The organism is Bacilliculturomica massiliensis, from assembly GCF_900605495.1.
GTDB classification, from domain to species: domain Bacteria; phylum Bacillota; class Clostridia; order Peptostreptococcales; family Anaerovoracaceae; genus Bacilliculturomica; species Bacilliculturomica massiliensis.
On record NZ_LR027603.1, the window covers coordinates 309128 to 325239 of the forward strand.

Annotated in this window: 11 protein-coding genes; 9 read left to right on the forward strand and 2 right to left on the reverse strand. The window is 53.2% G+C overall.

What is annotated here, in order from left to right:
• Positions 1–56 precede the first annotated feature (56 nt).
• Both E0E37_RS11070 and rlmH read left to right on the forward strand, forming a co-directional pair.
• Positions 57–338 (forward strand): hypothetical protein, encoded by a 282-nt coding sequence (locus tag E0E37_RS11070; protein ID WP_130863107.1) that lies wholly within the window; start codon positions 57–59, stop codon positions 336–338.
• A 313-nt stretch (positions 339–651) separates the two neighbouring features.
• Positions 652–1131, forward strand: a complete 480-nt coding sequence (rlmH, locus tag E0E37_RS11075) for a 23S rRNA (pseudouridine(1915)-N(3))-methyltransferase RlmH (protein WP_130863108.1) — start codon at positions 652–654, stop codon at positions 1129–1131.
• Between the two features lie 149 nt (positions 1132–1280).
• On the opposite strand, the gene E0E37_RS11080 is transcribed toward rlmH, so the two are convergent.
• Both E0E37_RS11080 and E0E37_RS11085 read right to left on the reverse strand, forming a co-directional pair.
• Entirely contained in the window at positions 1281–3422 is a 2142-nt protein-coding gene (locus E0E37_RS11080) for a sensor histidine kinase (RefSeq protein ID WP_130863109.1), read from the reverse strand.
• A 114-nt stretch (positions 3423–3536) separates the two neighbouring features.
• Positions 3537–5276: a hypothetical protein gene (locus E0E37_RS11085; RefSeq protein ID WP_130863110.1), complete on the reverse strand. Its 1740-nt coding sequence runs from the start codon at positions 5274–5276 to the stop codon at positions 3537–3539.
• A gap of 245 nt (positions 5277–5521) precedes the next feature.
• On the opposite strand from E0E37_RS11085, the gene E0E37_RS11090 reads away from it, so the two are divergent.
• The 7 genes from E0E37_RS11090 (at position 5522) to E0E37_RS11115 (ending at position 16091) form a co-directional block, all read left to right on the forward strand.
• The gene (locus E0E37_RS11090; RefSeq protein WP_130863111.1) at positions 5522–6259 is read left to right on the forward strand and encodes a LytR/AlgR family response regulator transcription factor; all 738 of its coding nucleotides are present in this window, start codon (positions 5522–5524) and stop codon (positions 6257–6259) included.
• Positions 6260–6762: 503 nt separating this feature from the next.
• Entirely contained in the window at positions 6763–8037 is a 1275-nt protein-coding gene (locus E0E37_RS11095; RefSeq protein WP_130863112.1) for a tyrosine-type recombinase/integrase, read from the forward strand.
• Positions 8038–8306: 269 nt separating this feature from the next.
• Positions 8307–11588 carry a PLAT/LH2 domain-containing protein gene (locus E0E37_RS11100; RefSeq protein ID WP_130863113.1) on the forward strand — a complete coding sequence of 1094 codons (3282 nt, stop codon included), beginning with the start codon at positions 8307–8309 and terminating at the stop codon, positions 11586–11588.
• A 15-nt stretch (positions 11589–11603) separates the two neighbouring features.
• Complete coding sequence (locus E0E37_RS11105; RefSeq protein WP_130863114.1) at positions 11604–12932, forward strand: metallopeptidase domain-containing protein; 1329 nt, start codon at positions 11604–11606, stop codon at positions 12930–12932.
• A gap of 275 nt (positions 12933–13207) precedes the next feature.
• Complete coding sequence (locus E0E37_RS18565; protein ID WP_165445322.1) at positions 13208–13345, forward strand: hypothetical protein; 138 nt, start codon at positions 13208–13210, stop codon at positions 13343–13345.
• 73 nt (positions 13346–13418) lie between these two features.
• Positions 13419–14288 carry a DUF6602 domain-containing protein gene (locus tag E0E37_RS11110; protein ID WP_130863115.1) on the forward strand — a complete coding sequence of 290 codons (870 nt, stop codon included), beginning with the start codon at positions 13419–13421 and terminating at the stop codon, positions 14286–14288.
• Between the two features lie 195 nt (positions 14289–14483).
• Complete coding sequence (locus E0E37_RS11115; RefSeq protein ID WP_130863116.1) at positions 14484–16091, forward strand: gamma-glutamyltransferase family protein; 1608 nt, start codon at positions 14484–14486, stop codon at positions 16089–16091.
• Positions 16092–16112: the final 21 nt, after the last annotated feature.

Genomic DNA, 16112 nt, shown 5'->3' on the forward strand with positions numbered 1-16112 from the left:
GTAGCGCCGGGCGTGGGTGAATGGGATGGTCGGAATGTCGGGCGTGGGGGAATAGGATGGCCGAAGTGTCGGGCGTAGGTGAATATGAAGAAAAAATCGAGATCTCACCTAAATTTGTTGGAAAAATAGGTGAGAATCACAATTTATTTTTAGTATTGCTCATTTTATGGAAAATTAATACAGAAAAACAGGCCAAAAGTCCTTTATTTATGCAAAACCGCGATTTTTTTGCGATTTTCACCTACGCGATCGGTCGAGGGGCAGGAGATCGGGCCGCCGGCCAATGCAGAGACGCTGGACCGCCAGATGAATACAGAGACGTCCGAGTCTCCGGCTGAATGAAGAGACCGCCGGGCTGCCTCCTGAACGAATAGAACGCCCGGCCGCCAGCTGAACGGAAAGACCACTGAGATGCCGGCCAATGTAGAGACGTCCGATTTTCAAGCTGAATGCAGAGACCGCCGGATGCCGCCGCTGAACCGTGACACGAGACTGGGATTATCCTAGGAGGAAAAGGCTATTATATGTTATACTAGTTGAGATAAAAGTGGAGAGACATGGATCTTTCCGCCTTTCCTCCATACGAAATGACACAGGATGGGGGAGGGAGGACAAGGAAGACTCATAAAAGAAGAGGGAAAGCAGGGAAATATGAATATTACAGTGGTGTGCATCGGCAAGTTAAAGGAAGGATACTGGCGGGAGGCCATCGCAGAGTATGGAAAGCGTCTCAATAAATATTGTACATTAGTAATAGACGAACTAAAAGAAGAACGACTGCCGGACAACGCTTCTGCAGCGGAGGAGGCGGGGGTCAAGGAGTCTGAGGGAAAGAATATTTTAAAGCGCATAAAGCCAGGCGGCTATGTCATAGCCCTCGATGTGAAGGGAAAGGCACTTTCCTCGGAGGGACTGGCGGAGAAGCTGGATTCCCTGGGGATAGAGGGAAAAAGCGATGTGACGTTTATCATCGGGGGATCTCTGGGACTTTCGCCGGAGGTGCTTGCCCGGGCGGATCTCAGGCTGTCCTTCTCTTCCATGACGTTTCCGCACCAGATGATGCGTGTCATTCTCCTCGAACAGATCTACCGCGCCTTCAAGATCAATAAGAATGAGACGTACCACAAATAAATTTCGCGCTGCATGAGAGGCGTATGACCAGCCGTACGCCGCGCCGCCGCAACCCACGCGTACCATCTGTAAAGGATCAGCACGCCGGATTGGCGGCCTGCTGATATGCAGTGACATAACAGCCGCACACTGCCGGAATGGCGATGGGGTCATCCTTGCAGCGGCAGAAGGATCCGGGCTTCAAAAAGCTTTAGATCCCCGTTGTAACGGACGCTGAACAGACCTTCATACTTGTCTGTGATCTTCCGGATCAGGGGTATGCCGAATCCGTGGGCGCATCTGTCTTTTTTCGTGGTGGGCAGATCCTCGCCGACGGAAGGAGCGCTGTTGACACAATGAACAGAAAGATAGGAATCATCGATCCTCATCGAAAAAGTCAGATGGGGATCTTTCTTTTCCGCTGCGGCCGCTCCTGCGCTCACTGCCCCTTCAATGGCGTTATCCAGAAGATTGACCAGCAGGGTGCAGAGATCTCCCTCGTCAAATGGAAGAGAAGGAGGTAGTGAGGAAACGTCGAAGTCGACGGCGACGCCCCAGTCATTTGCCCGGAAGAGCTGAGCGGAGAGGATCGAGTTGACCAGCTCGTTTGCACAGAAGAAACGACCTTCCGGTATGGAGTCCAACTCTTTGTCGATGGCTGTCATGAGCTTTTCGTTCTGTCCGGTCCGGCACAGGTGGCGAAAGCGCAGCAGGCCGCTTCTTGTCTCGTGTTTGATCCGGCGCAGATCTCTGCTGTAATTAGTCAGCTCTTCGCAGCGTTCTGTTCTGACGCGGGCCAGATACAGGGCGATCTGCTCCCGTTCCATGGCCTGTACGCTGTTATGATACACTTCCACGGTGTCTGAGATGAGAACCGCGAAGCAGAGGAAGGTCTGTATGTATATGGCTGTCTCTGCGGGCCAGGTAAGTATAATGGGTTCGTACATAGTGAATGAACGATCGATCAGCAGAGCCATGCAAAAAACCAGTGAACCGCTCATCAGGATCGTTATTTTCCAGGGGTTTAAACGATCGGAGGAATCGGGAGAGAAATATGATCCCTCCACTGGTAATCTTCTGCGCTTCGGCCAGAGCAGATCAGGAGACCCGGGGGGCTGAGATGTTTGGGGAGGCGAAAAAGGGAATAGGGTCTTAAGCGCCCTGCAGGGTCTGAGCACCCAGAGGGGCCCGAGAAAAAGAGCGGCGCAGACAGCCCATTTGTACAGAGTAAACGTGCGGCTGAACAGGATCATGGAGGAAAGGTCGTCACCCATGAAAAAGCGCGGGAACAGGAAGCTCCACAGACACATGGAGACGCCCACGGAGAGGGTCAGCCTGCAGATGACGGAAGGCAGGCCGCATAGTCTCTGCTGGAGGATCAGAATCAGCGAGAGAGCGCCATAAAGGCCGATCCGCTCGATCTCCTGGGTCTCAAGAGCATGGCCAAGAAGGAGTGAAACAGGCAGGGAGGCCCGGGTCAGAATACAGCACAGGCAAAGCATCCCGTAAAGGCAGGCAGACTTTCCCAGTCCGACCCGCAGTCCCACAGTCAGGTAGAGAAGAGATGTGAGCAATGCACCGGCACAGAGAAAAGCCGCGATGAAGAGCCGCAGCTTCTGCAGTCCTATAACCGCTTGCGGAGCGCCCAGGGCCGGAGGGTATGTGAAACCACTGTAAAAATGCGTGTCGTCCCTGGCGGCGACAACGATCTCGATCATATCGGCGGCCTGAAATACCACAATAGAGCCGCGCTTCGCATCAATGAACGGCCGGACCAGATCGGCGCCGCCGTGGGAAGACGCCGGAAGATCCCGGGGATCTCGAAGATCCCCGGGATCTGGGGAGAAAGCCTTACCGGCGGATCTGACCATCAGTTTTCCGTTGATCCAGAGACAAAAATCCGAAGGGATCTCTGTCATGTCCAGAGCATAAAGCTTCGGAGACTCAGCCGTCCCATCGATCCGGATCCGCTTACGCCACGTACCGCATCCGTGGGGAGAAGAACCGGCTCCTTCAAGCTCAAAACCGCCGTACTGACCGATAAAAACCGTGGCGTCCGGCTGAATACCGCCTTCGTCCAGTTCCTGGGGAGAAAGAAATTTGTATTGATAATACTCCCAGCCGTCAATGAGAAAGTACAGGGGCTGCCGGTTCAAATCCGCGGCGGTTAGGGAGGGCTGACCGCTTCGGATGGGAAGGGAGGGAAGGGTATATTTATTATCGTATATTACCTTTAGACAAAGCAAAGCGCCGCAGACACAAAGGATTACTAAAAAAAGGAAGGCGCAGGCAATTCGCTTATGATTGTTCAAGTAGTAGCCTCCTTGTATAATGAGAAATACAGATAAATGAGGACGTTGGGGAAGAAGCAGCCAGGACAGCTCCTGGCCCCCCTATCCCGGCAGAGCGTGCAGTTTTAACACATCTTACTTCTTTCCATGAAGGCGGCTTAAAAGGGTAAGAAGGAGAAAAACCGCCGCGGCCATGGCTGCGGGTATGAATACAAGTTTCCCGAGAGGGGCGTTGGACTCCCCTGCGGACGATCCGGTTCCAGAATCAGGAGAAGGGCTTTGGGATCCGGTATTTTCGCCGGACGGCGAGGAAGCCATAGGGCCGGACGGCAGGGTCTGCTCAGGGATACGCGGGGCATGGTGCGCAGGTCCGGAAGCGTCGGAAGGCGAAATCAAGGGCGGAAGGGTGCCGGGATCCCGTATCGCCGGGACTGGTTTCCCTTCAAAGCCCGGAGCGCCGGAGTCGCCGAATGGGGGCCCGCTGAGACTGTCAGGATCGCTGAAGCCGGGAGCGTCAGGACTGGGTTCCAGTTCAGTTTCAGATCCGGAACCGCTGTCGGGGAGCGGGACTGGGGCAGGTTCGGAGGCAGAGCTTCCGCCGCCGTCCCCTTTTCCATGATCAGGACGGGAAGAGACCGGCGGCTGAGGATCTCTGTCGCTGAGATCCCGGTCGCCCTCTATGGGCTTTGATTCCGCCCTGCCATTTGAAAAAGAGATCTCCAGAATATTGGAGTTGACGCCGTCCTCCCTTTCCAGCTGAAAGCGTATCTTTTCAGACAGGATGAATTTTTTCTCCACAGCCAGCTGATTTCCAGCATAATCCACCGGTTCGGTCCACTCCTTCCATTCTTGCCAGGTATCGCCCTCTCCGGCGCTGCACCAGAGCCGGTACTTCTCCTTCGGTGAGATATTCCTGCCTTTCAGCGTGATCCTGGCCTGAGTGGGAAGCGGGTTGGCATGGGTGAGAACAGGCGAATCCCTGGGATATAACCATGCGGGCGCCTCCAGAGGCCGTCCCCCCGTCAGGGGCACCTGCGGCAGCCAGTGCGTATAAGGGATGGTAAGGGTGTGGAAGCCCGGGCGATCCGGTATAGATACGGAATTCCAGATCGGTTCCACTTCGATCATATCCGATCCGTATTTCAGTTCATGATTCAGAACGATCCGGCAGAGGTCCCCGTCGATATCCGGATCAAAGGGGATCGGCACAAACATGGTGGAGATATGAGGATAGGTCACGGTAAACGCAGTGGTCGTAACGGCAGCCTGATCCACTGCGGGGGATACGCGGCAGGTATCGAGAAAGACAGGAACAGCGTCGTCTGCAGTCCAGATAGCAGAACCGTCGGCTGACAGGTCGCTGTAAAACAGGGAAACAGGACCGCAGGTGCGAAGGGCCGCGCTGCCCGGTCCGGAGGCGCTGAGCCAGAGAATGGATGTGGAGATCCCGTCCGGAGCCTCCAGAGCCACGGAGTCCGCACCGATGGCGGATATTGAGGAGTTGCCGGTTCTTAAACCGTCCGGGTTTCGCAGAAGCACCGCTCTCGCGCCCGGGCCCCGAGCGATAACAGACGTATAATTGAGTCCGAGAACTCCATTCATTCCCACGTCAAAGATCGGCTGAGAGCTGCCTTCTGTAAAAAAAGTAAAGTCTCCGGTGAAGATCAGAACAAGGTCGTCAGGGATCCACAAAGTAAATCCATTCATGTCGATGGAAACAGGATTTCTGATCGTTATGAGCTGACTCTTATCGCAGACAAGGTCGGAGGCCGCCTGAACAGAACCGCCTTCTGGATGAGAGGACAGCCAAGCGGTCAGTTCCGAAAAACTATAGACCAGATCTGTCTGCTCCGATTCCGCATCGTCATCCAGCATACCGCTGTCTTCGCCGGTTTCACCGGTCATGGCAGGATATTGAGCAGCAATGGACAAGGTGGGAGTGAGACACAAAATCAGAGAAAGAAGGAAAGAAAAATACGGTACAGCCATGGAATTTTTTGCAAAAAAAATGAAACGCATCGTTTATGTACTCCTTTCGATAAAAGGGTATCATAGGAAGGCAAAGGGAACAACGCGGAAATGTTTGGTAATTCTAGAGCGACGAAGGGGGTGAGCGAGCCATGTATCAGATCGCGGTGTGCGACGACGAAGAACATTGGGGCGGGGAAATAAGCGAAATGGTCGCAGGGATTTTAAATGATCTGCATATAGAAGAAGGAAACGTGGACGTTTTTCTGACGGGTGACGCGCTGCTGAGCTCCCTGAGAAAGGATCCGCAACAGTATTCGCTGCTGATCCTCGATATTATTCTGGAGCAGGAAAGAAACGGTCAGGGAGCCAGTGTGGAGAATAATGGAGTCGCGCTGGCAAAGAAGATGCGCGCGGAAGGAATCGGCACAGATATCATCTTTCTGACCTCCTGCGGGGATTACGCGCTGGAGGGTTACGAGGTACAGGCTCTGCGCTATGTAATGAAGCCGCCGCGCAGAGAAAAGCTGGCGGAGGCGATACGGTACCATTATGAGAAGCATTTTGAGAACCAATTCATTAAACTGCGCTTTAACTCGGAAACAAGACAGATACGATGGATGGATATCGTTTATCTGGAAGTCTTGCATAACAGGGTCACCGTGCATACGGCGGAAGACAGTATTTCTGTTTCAGGCGGACTCACGGAGTGGAGCCGGCTTCTGCCCGATACCCGCTTCCTGCGATGCCACAAGAGTTTCTGCGTCAATACTGCACATATCAAGAGATTCAAGCGCTATGAAATACTGCTGAAAGACGGCAGGATCATTCCCATTGGCAAGACTATGTATAATCAGTTTAAGGAAGCGTATCTGTGGAGCAGAATATGATGTTTATTTGGAAGAAGAACCTGATATAAGGCAGATCGTAGAGAGTTGATCGTAATATATAATATGAATTGGCGGCCTGCAGACTATCCTGTTCAGGCCAATATCTTCCCGTTCAGCCCGCCCCCCTTCCCAGGAAAGGGGGGCGGGTTTTATAATTGTCTAAAACGAATTAATTTCTAAAAAAACTCTAAAACAGATAAAAAATCTCGTTAAATATAGGATTTAACGAGAATAATTTTTGTGTTTTTTCTGTGATCCTAGTCACATTATAGTCACAAAAACCACTTTTGTAAATAGAAACCGGTCGAATTTTGTAGACTGATATCAGAAAAAATCAGTTAAATTATTTAAATTTAATATTTATGGAAATATTGTACAGCCTATTTTTGCTTATTCGCCGTCAAAATTGCCGTCAGACGCCGGGCGCTTCTTTAGGAGTTCTCAGAGCGCCATGGTACACTGATTGCCATACCTTAAAGAGGAAATAAAAGGAGGTCAAAAATATGTCAAGAAAAGGTGAAAACATCTATCATCGGAGCGACGGGCGCTGGGAGGCCCGCTATATCAGCGGATACGACGAGATCACAGGCAAGGCGCGGTATGCGTCCGTTTACGCCGCCACCTACCGGGAAGCCAGGGAACGGCGGGCCGTGGCTGCAGTCCGCGGAAGGAAGGCAGAAGGGCGGCAAAGCACAATCACAGTGGAGGAATGCTTTGTCAGATGGCTGCGCTGGCGGGCTTCCGACCCGGATATGAGAGTTTCCACGCTGGAGCAGTATCGCAGACACATCGAAAAGCATATCGATCCCATTCTTGGCGGCGTGCCGCTGCGCCGGCTGACCATGGGCATGCTGGATGAATTTCGTGCGGAGAAACTGCGCAGCGGCAGGCTGGACGGCAGAGGCGGGCTGTCGGCGTCGGTAGTGGAGACGATCATGCTGATCTGCTTTCATATGCTTCGTTACGCTGCGGAAGAAGGCTACATCGCCGAGCCGCCCCGCCGCAGAACGGCCAAGTCCCACAGGGCGGGGAAACGGGAGGCCCGCGTACTGTCCGTGGACGAGCAGCGCAGTCTGGAGGAACAGCTGTGCGAAGGCTTTGAGACAGATCCATGCAGCGGGCTGTACATGGGAATTTTCTTTGCGCTGTACACAGGTCTTCGCGTGGGGGAGCTGTCCGGCCTGCAGTGGCGGGACGTGGACTTCCACACAGGGCGGATCAATGTAAGGAGGACAGTCCAGAGACTGAATCCCTGCGGGAGCGGGTCCGGTTCCCGGGGGCTACACGTGGGACCGCCGAAAAGCAAGAAATCCCAGCGTACAATTCCCATCAAGAGTGAATTGATGCTGATCCTGAAGCGATATTATGAGCAGCTGCCCCGATGCAGGAAAGGGGAAACAGAGCCTGTCTTTGTCCACAGGGGAAAACTGATCGAACCCCGCACCTATCAATACCACTTCAAAAAACTGTTGGAAAAGGCCAGGATCCAGGACGCCAATTTCCACTGCCTGCGGCACACTTTCGCCACCCGGTGCATCGAGAACAACATGGACGTGCAGAGTCTCAGCGAATATCTGGGCCACAGCAGCGGGAGCATCACCATGCAGATCTATGTACACTCTTTTGCAGAGCATAAAAAAGCCTGTGTCAACCGCCTGAACTTTCTCTGCGCAGCTCCGCAGATCTCTTCAATACGCCGTCAGATTTTCTGGTCAAAGGAGAAAGGAACGTTGGAAAACAAGGATTCCGAGGACGATCTCGTTAAATCCTATATTTAACGATAAGAAAGGAAACGCATAGAATCAGTATGCCCCAAAAGCGGGCCGTCCATGCAAAGCAACGCGTTACCATCAGCGGAAAACCCACATTTTCCGCCGGATATCAAGATAGAAACCGCAGTATAAAAGAGAGATCGGCCGGAAGAAAGGCCGACAGGTGTACCGGCGCGGTTCGTTCAACCTGACCGGAGCGACATGGTATCGCCCGGACAGGCAGAGACGGAACGGGAATACGGCGGGGCACAGGGTGAGTGAAAAGGAGTGAACACATGAAAGGGAAAGAAGCAGGCAGTTGGAAAAGGCGACTGCTTCCGATCTGTCTGGCGCTGGTTCTGGTTTTCGGTTCCGCGGCGCCGGCAGGGCTGTTCTCGCAGGCAGAAGCGGGGACAGCGGTCTATGGCGCGGAAACCATGCCGGTCCCGGTGCTGGACTGGAATTTTGACCAGGCGTCAAACGGTACGGTGCCAGACGCCAGCGGAAACGGACGGGCGGGGACCATCGTAAACGGAACGCTGACACAGGACGGGCAGCGGGGACAGGTGCTGGATCTGAACGGAACCAGCGCCTACGTGTCTGGAAAAGGCCCCGACGGTCTGGAACAGGCCACCATCGCCATGTGGGTGAAGGAACGGTCCTATCCTGCCGGTGGAAGCTTGAGGTCTCTGTTTTCCTGCAACGGCTGGACGCAGAGACTGGTCCACATCCATCGCTCGGGAAAGGGACTGAACTGGGACCTGAACGGGGCGTCTCCGGCGGCGGAATCCGCCATGCCGGCCAGCAGCGAAGACCTGAACCAGTGGGTCCACTACGCCTTTACCTATGACAAAAACGCAAAGAAGCTGCTGGCATACAAAAATGGAGAACTTGTCAAAACCATCGATTTATCAGCCGTGCAGACTTTGAATCTGGATGGCGGTTTCAGCCTTGGGGCGTGGAGAAACGGCAGTAACATGGAACGGTTCTCCGACATGCAGGTGGATGAGGTGGCCCTATATGACCGCGCCCTGACTCAGGAGCAGCTGCGGCAGCTGTACAGCAGCGCCGGGGCAGGAAACGCCAATTCCAATAGCAGCGTCAACAGCACGTCCGGGGCTTCCTCCGCGGAAGCCAGGCTGCAGAACGGGGAGTATCTCAGACTGGGGGGCATGATCTGGAGAGTGATCGACGCCTCCAGCCAGAATGAGACCATGCTGCTGGCGGAAAACTGTCCGGCGGCCATGCTGTACGCAGATACCAACAACATCTGGGACACCTCCCGGGTGTGCGCATATCTCAACGGCGAGTTCCTGAAGCGGTTTGGCGAGCAGGAACAGCAGGTGCTGATCAACGGTCAGTGGAACACCTATGTGGACGGCGGCGCAAGTCCCACGGAGACAGGCCGCTACACGGTGGGCGTGCCCTCGAAGACAGAGCTGGAGGCCGCCGCGGCCGCGGTGGGAGCGGACGTCAAAAAGTGCAGCCAGAACTACTGGATCCGCACCAGAGTCAGCGGAGACAACTCCAAAGGCATGCTGGCCCTGGCGGACGGCAGCGGCTATGAGACGCTGAAAACCAACACCCAGGGCTCCCGCTGGTCCGACGCGGGGGTGCGGCCCATGATCTGCGTCAACGCAGCGCGGATGCTGCTTGGGGGAAGCGGGACCAGCGCCGATCCGTACACCATGACGGGAGTGGGCGAGGCGCCTCAGCTTCAGACCCCCAATTACCGAATTATCGTGAAAACGGGAGCCGAGCTCTTCGGAGCCCGGGCCACCGACAGGTATACAAAAGAAGCCTTTGATCTGAAGCTGAAGCTGATCGGAAGCAAGGGAGAGGGCGACTGGTTCACCATTAACCCCTTCGGAGAAAAAGGCGAAAAGCCGGCGGCGGGAAGTGAGACCGCCTACGCCATCGCCACCAGAGACGTGGGAGCGGTGGAACGGATCCAGTACAGGGCGGCGGGAAGCGCCAGCACGGCGGACTGGTACATCACCAGCATCACCGTGGGGCAGCAGGACGCCAAAGGAGCGGTCACAAACGAGGCGTCCTTCCAGGTACACCAGTGGGCGCTGAACTCCTACGAGAGCACCATCAGCCTGGGCAGCGAATACACCATGACGGTGAAGACCGGAAACGTGGCGCTGGCGGGGACGGACTCCAACATCTACGTGCGCCTGATCGGCGACTACGGAACGACGGACGAGGTAAAGATCAATCCCAGCTTCTCCGGAAACGCCTTTGAAAAGGGAAAGACGGATCAGGCCGACGTGCTGTTCAACTGCGACGTGGGCAAGGTGAAGGAGATCCAGGTGCGCTCCGACATGAGATGGGCGGGTGCGGACTGGTATCCCGACTGGATCAAAGTGAAGCAGAAGGGAGGAAGCCAGGAGACCACCTTCCAGATCGGGGAGTGGATCGCGGACAAGAACACGCGGATCTTCACCACAGTGCCCAGAAACAGCACCCAGTACAAGCTGACGGTGACCACGGGAAGCGATCTGGGAGCGGGAACGGACTCTGATATCTACGTGAAGCTGATCGGAACCAACGGAGAGACGGCGGAGCGGGAGATCAGCGAGCTCTATGCTGGCAACGCCTTCGAGAGAGATACGACCCATGAGGTCATCGTCAACTTCGACAAGAACATCGGAACGATGCAGAAGATCATGGTGCGTTCGGATATGAGCTGGGTGGGAGCGGACTGGAAGCTCTCGAAGATCAAGGCGGAACCCATCGTCAACGGCGAGGTGATGCCGGGGACCGAATTCATCGCCGACGAGTGGATCAACGACACCCAGTGGAGGACCTACGCCGGAGAACCCAGGGATGCGTCGGAGAGCAGGGAATACCGTCTGACGGTGAAGACCTCCAACTCGGACACCTTTGCAGGAACGGACGCGGATATCTATGTGAAGCTCATCGGAAGCAGCGGAACCACGGAGGAGAGGGAGCTGACGGGTCTGTACAGCGGAAACGCCTTCGAGAAGGGGACGACCCACACGGTGACCGCCAAATTCGATAAGAACATCGGAACGATCAGGCAGCTGCAGCTGCGCTCGGATATGAGCGGAGTGGGGCCGGACTGGCTGGTGGAAAGCATTCAGGTGGATCCGATCTTCCAGAATCAGGTGCAGAGCGGGGGAACGACCTTCGTGATGAAGGAATGGATCACGGACAAGAACTGGCACACCTTCTCGGTGGACGCCAGCGCCATTACCCAGTATCAGTTCACCATCAAGACCACGGACAAGTTCCTTGCGGGAACGGATTCCAACATCTACGTGCAGCTGGTGGGGGACAAGGGAATCACCAACGAGCGGGAATTCAACGAGCTGATCAGCGGAAACGCCTTTGAGCGGGGAGACACGGATCAGGTGACGATCACCTTCAACAACGCCATCGGAACGCTGCAGAAGATCCGGATCCGTTCGGATATGAAATGGGCGGGAGCGGACTGGCACCTGAGCTGGATCAAGGTGCAGCCCATGCTGAACGGCTCGCCCTATGGAGCGTCGAAGACGTTTCAGTTTAACCAGTGGATCGATACGACAAATGTCTATGAAAAGCAGTAGGGAGAGGAGAAACACATGAAGCAAAGAACAACGATCGCCATGCGAATGAAACGAAGACTGGCCCTGCTCCTCTGCGCCTGCCTGCTGTTGACCGCAGCGCCGCAGATGTTCCCGGCAGCCTGGGACAGCGCGGCCTACGGGACCACGGAGAGCTCGGCGCTGCGCAAGAGAGCGGAGCTGGTGGTGTTCATCCGGTTCAAGGGGGAGAAGGAGTTCGTCTCCGGCACGACCGCCAATCCGGTGGTGACGCTGCTGGACGGAAGCCAGATCAACTTAAACGAGTGGTACAACGCCCAGAACGCGGGGGATTACGCGGAGGACCCGTCTCTGAACCAGTTCGTGCAGAAGGTGAGCTACAACGGTATATTAGCCAAGCCCATCTATACCTCGGCCTCGTCGGACAATACAAAAATGGTGTCCTATGAATGCGACACGAAGGCCGGCGACGCGGACTTCAGCGATAACATCTGGTTTAAGGATGTGCAGGCCAAGGCGCTGCAGGCGGTGGAGGCCAGCATACCCGAGGACGCTATTCTGGACTACGACAACAACGGGCGTATCGACAACTGTATGTTCCTGTGGGGTCCGACAAAGTCCAACGCCTTTTTCTACTACATGAGCTCTGGAGACGGCTCTCAGGCCCACCAGTGGTCCATGTGGAACAAGAATGTGCGGATTCGCGGAAAGCGGGCCGACAGCTATGTGCGCAACTTCATCTATTCCAAAGCGAACATTAACGTCATAGGGGCCGCGTTCGACAAATCCGCCATGGTGCATGAATTCATGCACACCCTGGGGCTGCCGGACCTGTACAGCAATGACCAGTGGTACAGCTGGCTGGTGGGAAGCTCCTATCTGCCGGTGGGAGACTGGGACATTCAGTCGGACCACAGCGAATACGGCAGTACCTTCCTGGCTCAGCGGATCCGCTATTTCAATACGGGCACCTTCGGGGAGATCACGAAAAGCGGGACGTACACCCTCTACGATGTAAACGAACCGAATCCGGCCAACGGGATCAACGGCTACAAGATCCCCACCAGCCGCAGCAACGAGTACTTTGCCATCGAGTACCGCAGAGGCGTTACAGACGGAGCGGCGGCGGAGCACGGGGACGGCATTCTGGTCTACCGGGTGAAGACAGATAAGAGCGGAAACGTGGAAGGGGATGAAGAGATCCATCTGTACGGCAGGGTGGCGGGCTTCAACAGTACGGCAAGCATGGCAGACAGCAAGGACGGCATCGGCGATCTGCCGGGCACCGTCGTCTCCACGCGAAACGATCTGGAGTTTACCGACGGGACATGTGGAGACGGTGATAATGATGCGGCATTGTGGTTTTGAGAAAAAATAGAGACTTGAACCAGAAGATATAGTGGTTTTGGGCGCGAGTCGAGCGAAAAACAGGGCAAAAAATTGTCGGTTTTAACCCTTTCACAGATGAAGAAAGATATTTATGATATGGAAAGATTCAAGGTTAGCAGACGAAAAATGACTGTATTGAGATATAAATGAAAATGAGTGTAAGTGATATAAAACAGATCGTAGTGCAAAATAATAGCTGCTATTCTTTACACCTTCAATACACTGTAATGTTATGATATAGGTAGCGTCTCCAGATGGAAAAGCTACAATATATTATTGAAGAAGGTAAAGATTCAAGAAGAATACTAGCGGGTTCTAAGGGTATTGGTAGATTTGCCAGAGCACGTTTAGGGGCAACTGCCGAAGTGTATTTGAAAATGAAGAAGGAATAGACTGTTTTATAGAGTAGAAGTAAAAAATTAGATAAATAGGTATATGGATTAAAATTTAAATGAGTGTATGAAAATGGCAAATGTAATTTATAGTACAATAATTAAGAGAAGGATTGATAACTTTTACAATACATTCGGAATAGATGCGGATACTATTTTTAAAAATAATAGAAATCTTATACATCCTGGCGAGTTTGGTAAATATAGAGAAGAAACATTAAAAGAACTGTTAAGGTTAGTGTTGAATCGAAGTTTTTCAATAGCAGAAGGTTTTATCATAACTTCAAATGATAAAATAAGTACACAGTGCGATATATTAGTCTATAACACTAACGCTAGTCCTGTAATAAACGATAGCTTTGTTAAATTTTTTCCGATAGAAGAGGTAAATGCTATTATAGAAGTCAAATCAGATCTCTCTATGTCTGATTTTAAAAACGCTCTTATAAAATTAGCACAGAATAAGATGTTAACCGATGAACGAATAGGAAGGCCGTATTCCCAAAAAGTATTTGCTGGGGAAATGGATCTGTTAGGGACATATCTTGTTTGTAAGAAACTAAATTTTTCAATAGAAAATATAGATATGAGTAATATTTATAATGATATACCACAAAAATATTGGCATAATGGAATATTAAGTTTAGAAGATGGATATTTAGGCTATAGAATGCAATATGATGATTTACCCGATTCAATGGATGTGACGAGAGGAAAATTACTAACTTCTAATTATAAAAGAGCAGAGGATACTGAATATTCGGTACACATTGAAGGAAATTGCATTTATAATTGTAAACCTAACTATTATAAAAAATCATTCAAAAATAAATATATTGATATAGAAGAGTTTCTTATTTGCATTGACAAAGTATTAAAGCTTATGAATAGATATGAAGCTGATCCAATATGTTATTTGGGTTTTAATACGAGCGATTTTTAGTAATACATTTCAAGCTTCCGCTGGAAGGTATGACCACATTGGTGAGTTCAAGGTTAAAGACTATGTGGAGCGTCCACATGTGTATGTGAAAGATAAGTAAATGCGTAACAGTGTAAGGCTAAGTGACAGATCAGTTATTATGATAATCTGGACAACACGAAATGACAATAAAGTAACAAAAATAGGAGTGAACGCATGAGATTTGATTCGTTATATTCAGAATATCCCACGAGACGTAGCGCTGTGTTCGGCAAAAAAGGGATGGTGTGCACGTCCCAGCCGCTGGCGGCCCAGGCGGGACTGGATATCTTGAAACGCGGCGGGAATGCCGTGGACGCGGCGGTGGCTGCCGCAGCGTGTCTGACGGTGGTGGAGCCCACCAGCAACGGGATCGGCGGCGACGCTTTTGCGCTGGTATGGATGAAGGAGCGGCTTCACGGTTTAAACGCCAGCGGGCCGGCGCCGGCGGGAATAGACGCGGAAGCCCTGCGCGCCATGGGATATTCCAATGTTCCGCAGTATGGCTGGATCCCCGTTACCGTGCCGGGCGCGCCTTCGGCCTGGGCGGCGTTGTCAAAGCGGTTCGGGAGACTGCCTTTTGAAGAATTATTGAAGCCGGCCATCGGATACGCAGAGGAGGGCTTTCCTGTTTCACCTGTCGTTTCGCGGCTGTGGGACAGGGCCTTTGGGGAAAGCTGCGAGCATATGAAGGATGATTTTTTCCGCCATTGGTTTGAGACATTCGCGCCGGAAGGAAGAGCGCCCCGGGCGGGAGAAGTGTGGAGCAGCGCAGACCACGGAAGAACGCTTCGCAGGATCGCGGAGAGCGGCGGGGAGGACTTTTATCGGGGCGGGCTGGCGGAAGAGATCGACAGCTTTTCCAGAGCCGCCGGAGGTTTTATCAGAAAAGAAGATCTGGCCCAATATCAACCTCAGTGGACGGATCCGATCTCTGTAAATTACAGGGGCTACGACGTCTGGGAGCTGCCGCCCAACGGCCATGGGATGGTGGCGCTGATGGCCCTGAATATTCTGAACGGATATGATTTTACGGGCAGAGAACGGGAGGATACATATCATTATCAGATCGAGGCCCTGAAGTCGGCTTTTGCTGACGGACTGGCGCACATCGCCGATCCCGGTTATATGGAAGCTGACGTAGCGGCCATGCTCTCGGAAACATATGCTGATCAGCGCAGATCGCTGATTTCAGACAGGGCGGCGGAACCCTGTCCGGGAAAACCCGAGCAGGGCGGCACCGTATATTTATGTACGGCGGACGGGGATGGAAACATGGTTTCCTATATCCAGAGCAATTATATGGGCTTTGGATCGGGTCTTGTGGTGCCAGGTACAGGCATCGCGCTGCACAACCGGGGATGTAATTTTTCACTTAAGGAGGGTCATCCCAACTGCCTGGCACCGGGAAAAAGGCCGTATCACACCATCATTCCAGGCTTCATGACCAGGGATGGGAAGGCGGTAGGCCCCTTTGGCGTGATGGGCGGATTTATGCAGCCCCAGGGGCATGTGCAAATGGTGATGAACGCGGTGGATTTCCACATGGATCCGCAGGAGGCTCTTTCTGCTCCCCGCTGGCAGTGGACGGAGGGAAGGCGCGTGGCCATCGAACGGGAGGTCTCGCCTGCAATCGTCGAGGGACTGATCCGCAGAGGTCACCAGGTGACGATCCCCACGGATTTTACGGACTTCGGCCGCGGACAGATCATCTGGCGAACGGAAAACGGAGTGCTGGTGGGAGGAAGCGAACCGAGGACCGACGGCGTTGTCGCCGCGTGGTAGGAAAACAGGGAACAACGCAAA

Excerpts from the sequence above, each read along its gene's own strand:
- E0E37_RS11070 (WP_130863107.1), top strand. The coding sequence starts at position 57 with ATGGCCGAAGTGTCGGGCGTAGGTGAATATGAAGAAAAAATCGAGATC.
- rlmH (WP_130863108.1), top strand. The coding sequence starts at position 652 with ATGAATATTACAGTGGTGTGCATCGGCAAGTTAAAGGAAGGATACTGG.
- E0E37_RS11085 (WP_130863110.1), bottom strand. The coding sequence starts at position 5,276 with ATGCTGGATGACGATGCGGAATCGGAGCAGACAGATCTGGTCTATAGT.
- E0E37_RS11090 (WP_130863111.1), top strand. The coding sequence starts at position 5,522 with ATGTATCAGATCGCGGTGTGCGACGACGAAGAACATTGGGGCGGGGAA.
- E0E37_RS11095 (WP_130863112.1), top strand. The coding sequence starts at position 6,763 with ATGTCAAGAAAAGGTGAAAACATCTATCATCGGAGCGACGGGCGCTGG.
- E0E37_RS11100 (WP_130863113.1), top strand. The coding sequence starts at position 8,307 with ATGAAAGGGAAAGAAGCAGGCAGTTGGAAAAGGCGACTGCTTCCGATC.
- E0E37_RS11105 (WP_130863114.1), top strand. The coding sequence starts at position 11,604 with ATGAAGCAAAGAACAACGATCGCCATGCGAATGAAACGAAGACTGGCC.
- E0E37_RS18565 (WP_165445322.1), top strand. The coding sequence starts at position 13,208 with ATGGAAAAGCTACAATATATTATTGAAGAAGGTAAAGATTCAAGAAGA.
- E0E37_RS11110 (WP_130863115.1), top strand. The coding sequence starts at position 13,419 with ATGGCAAATGTAATTTATAGTACAATAATTAAGAGAAGGATTGATAAC.
- E0E37_RS11115 (WP_130863116.1), top strand. The coding sequence starts at position 14,484 with ATGAGATTTGATTCGTTATATTCAGAATATCCCACGAGACGTAGCGCT.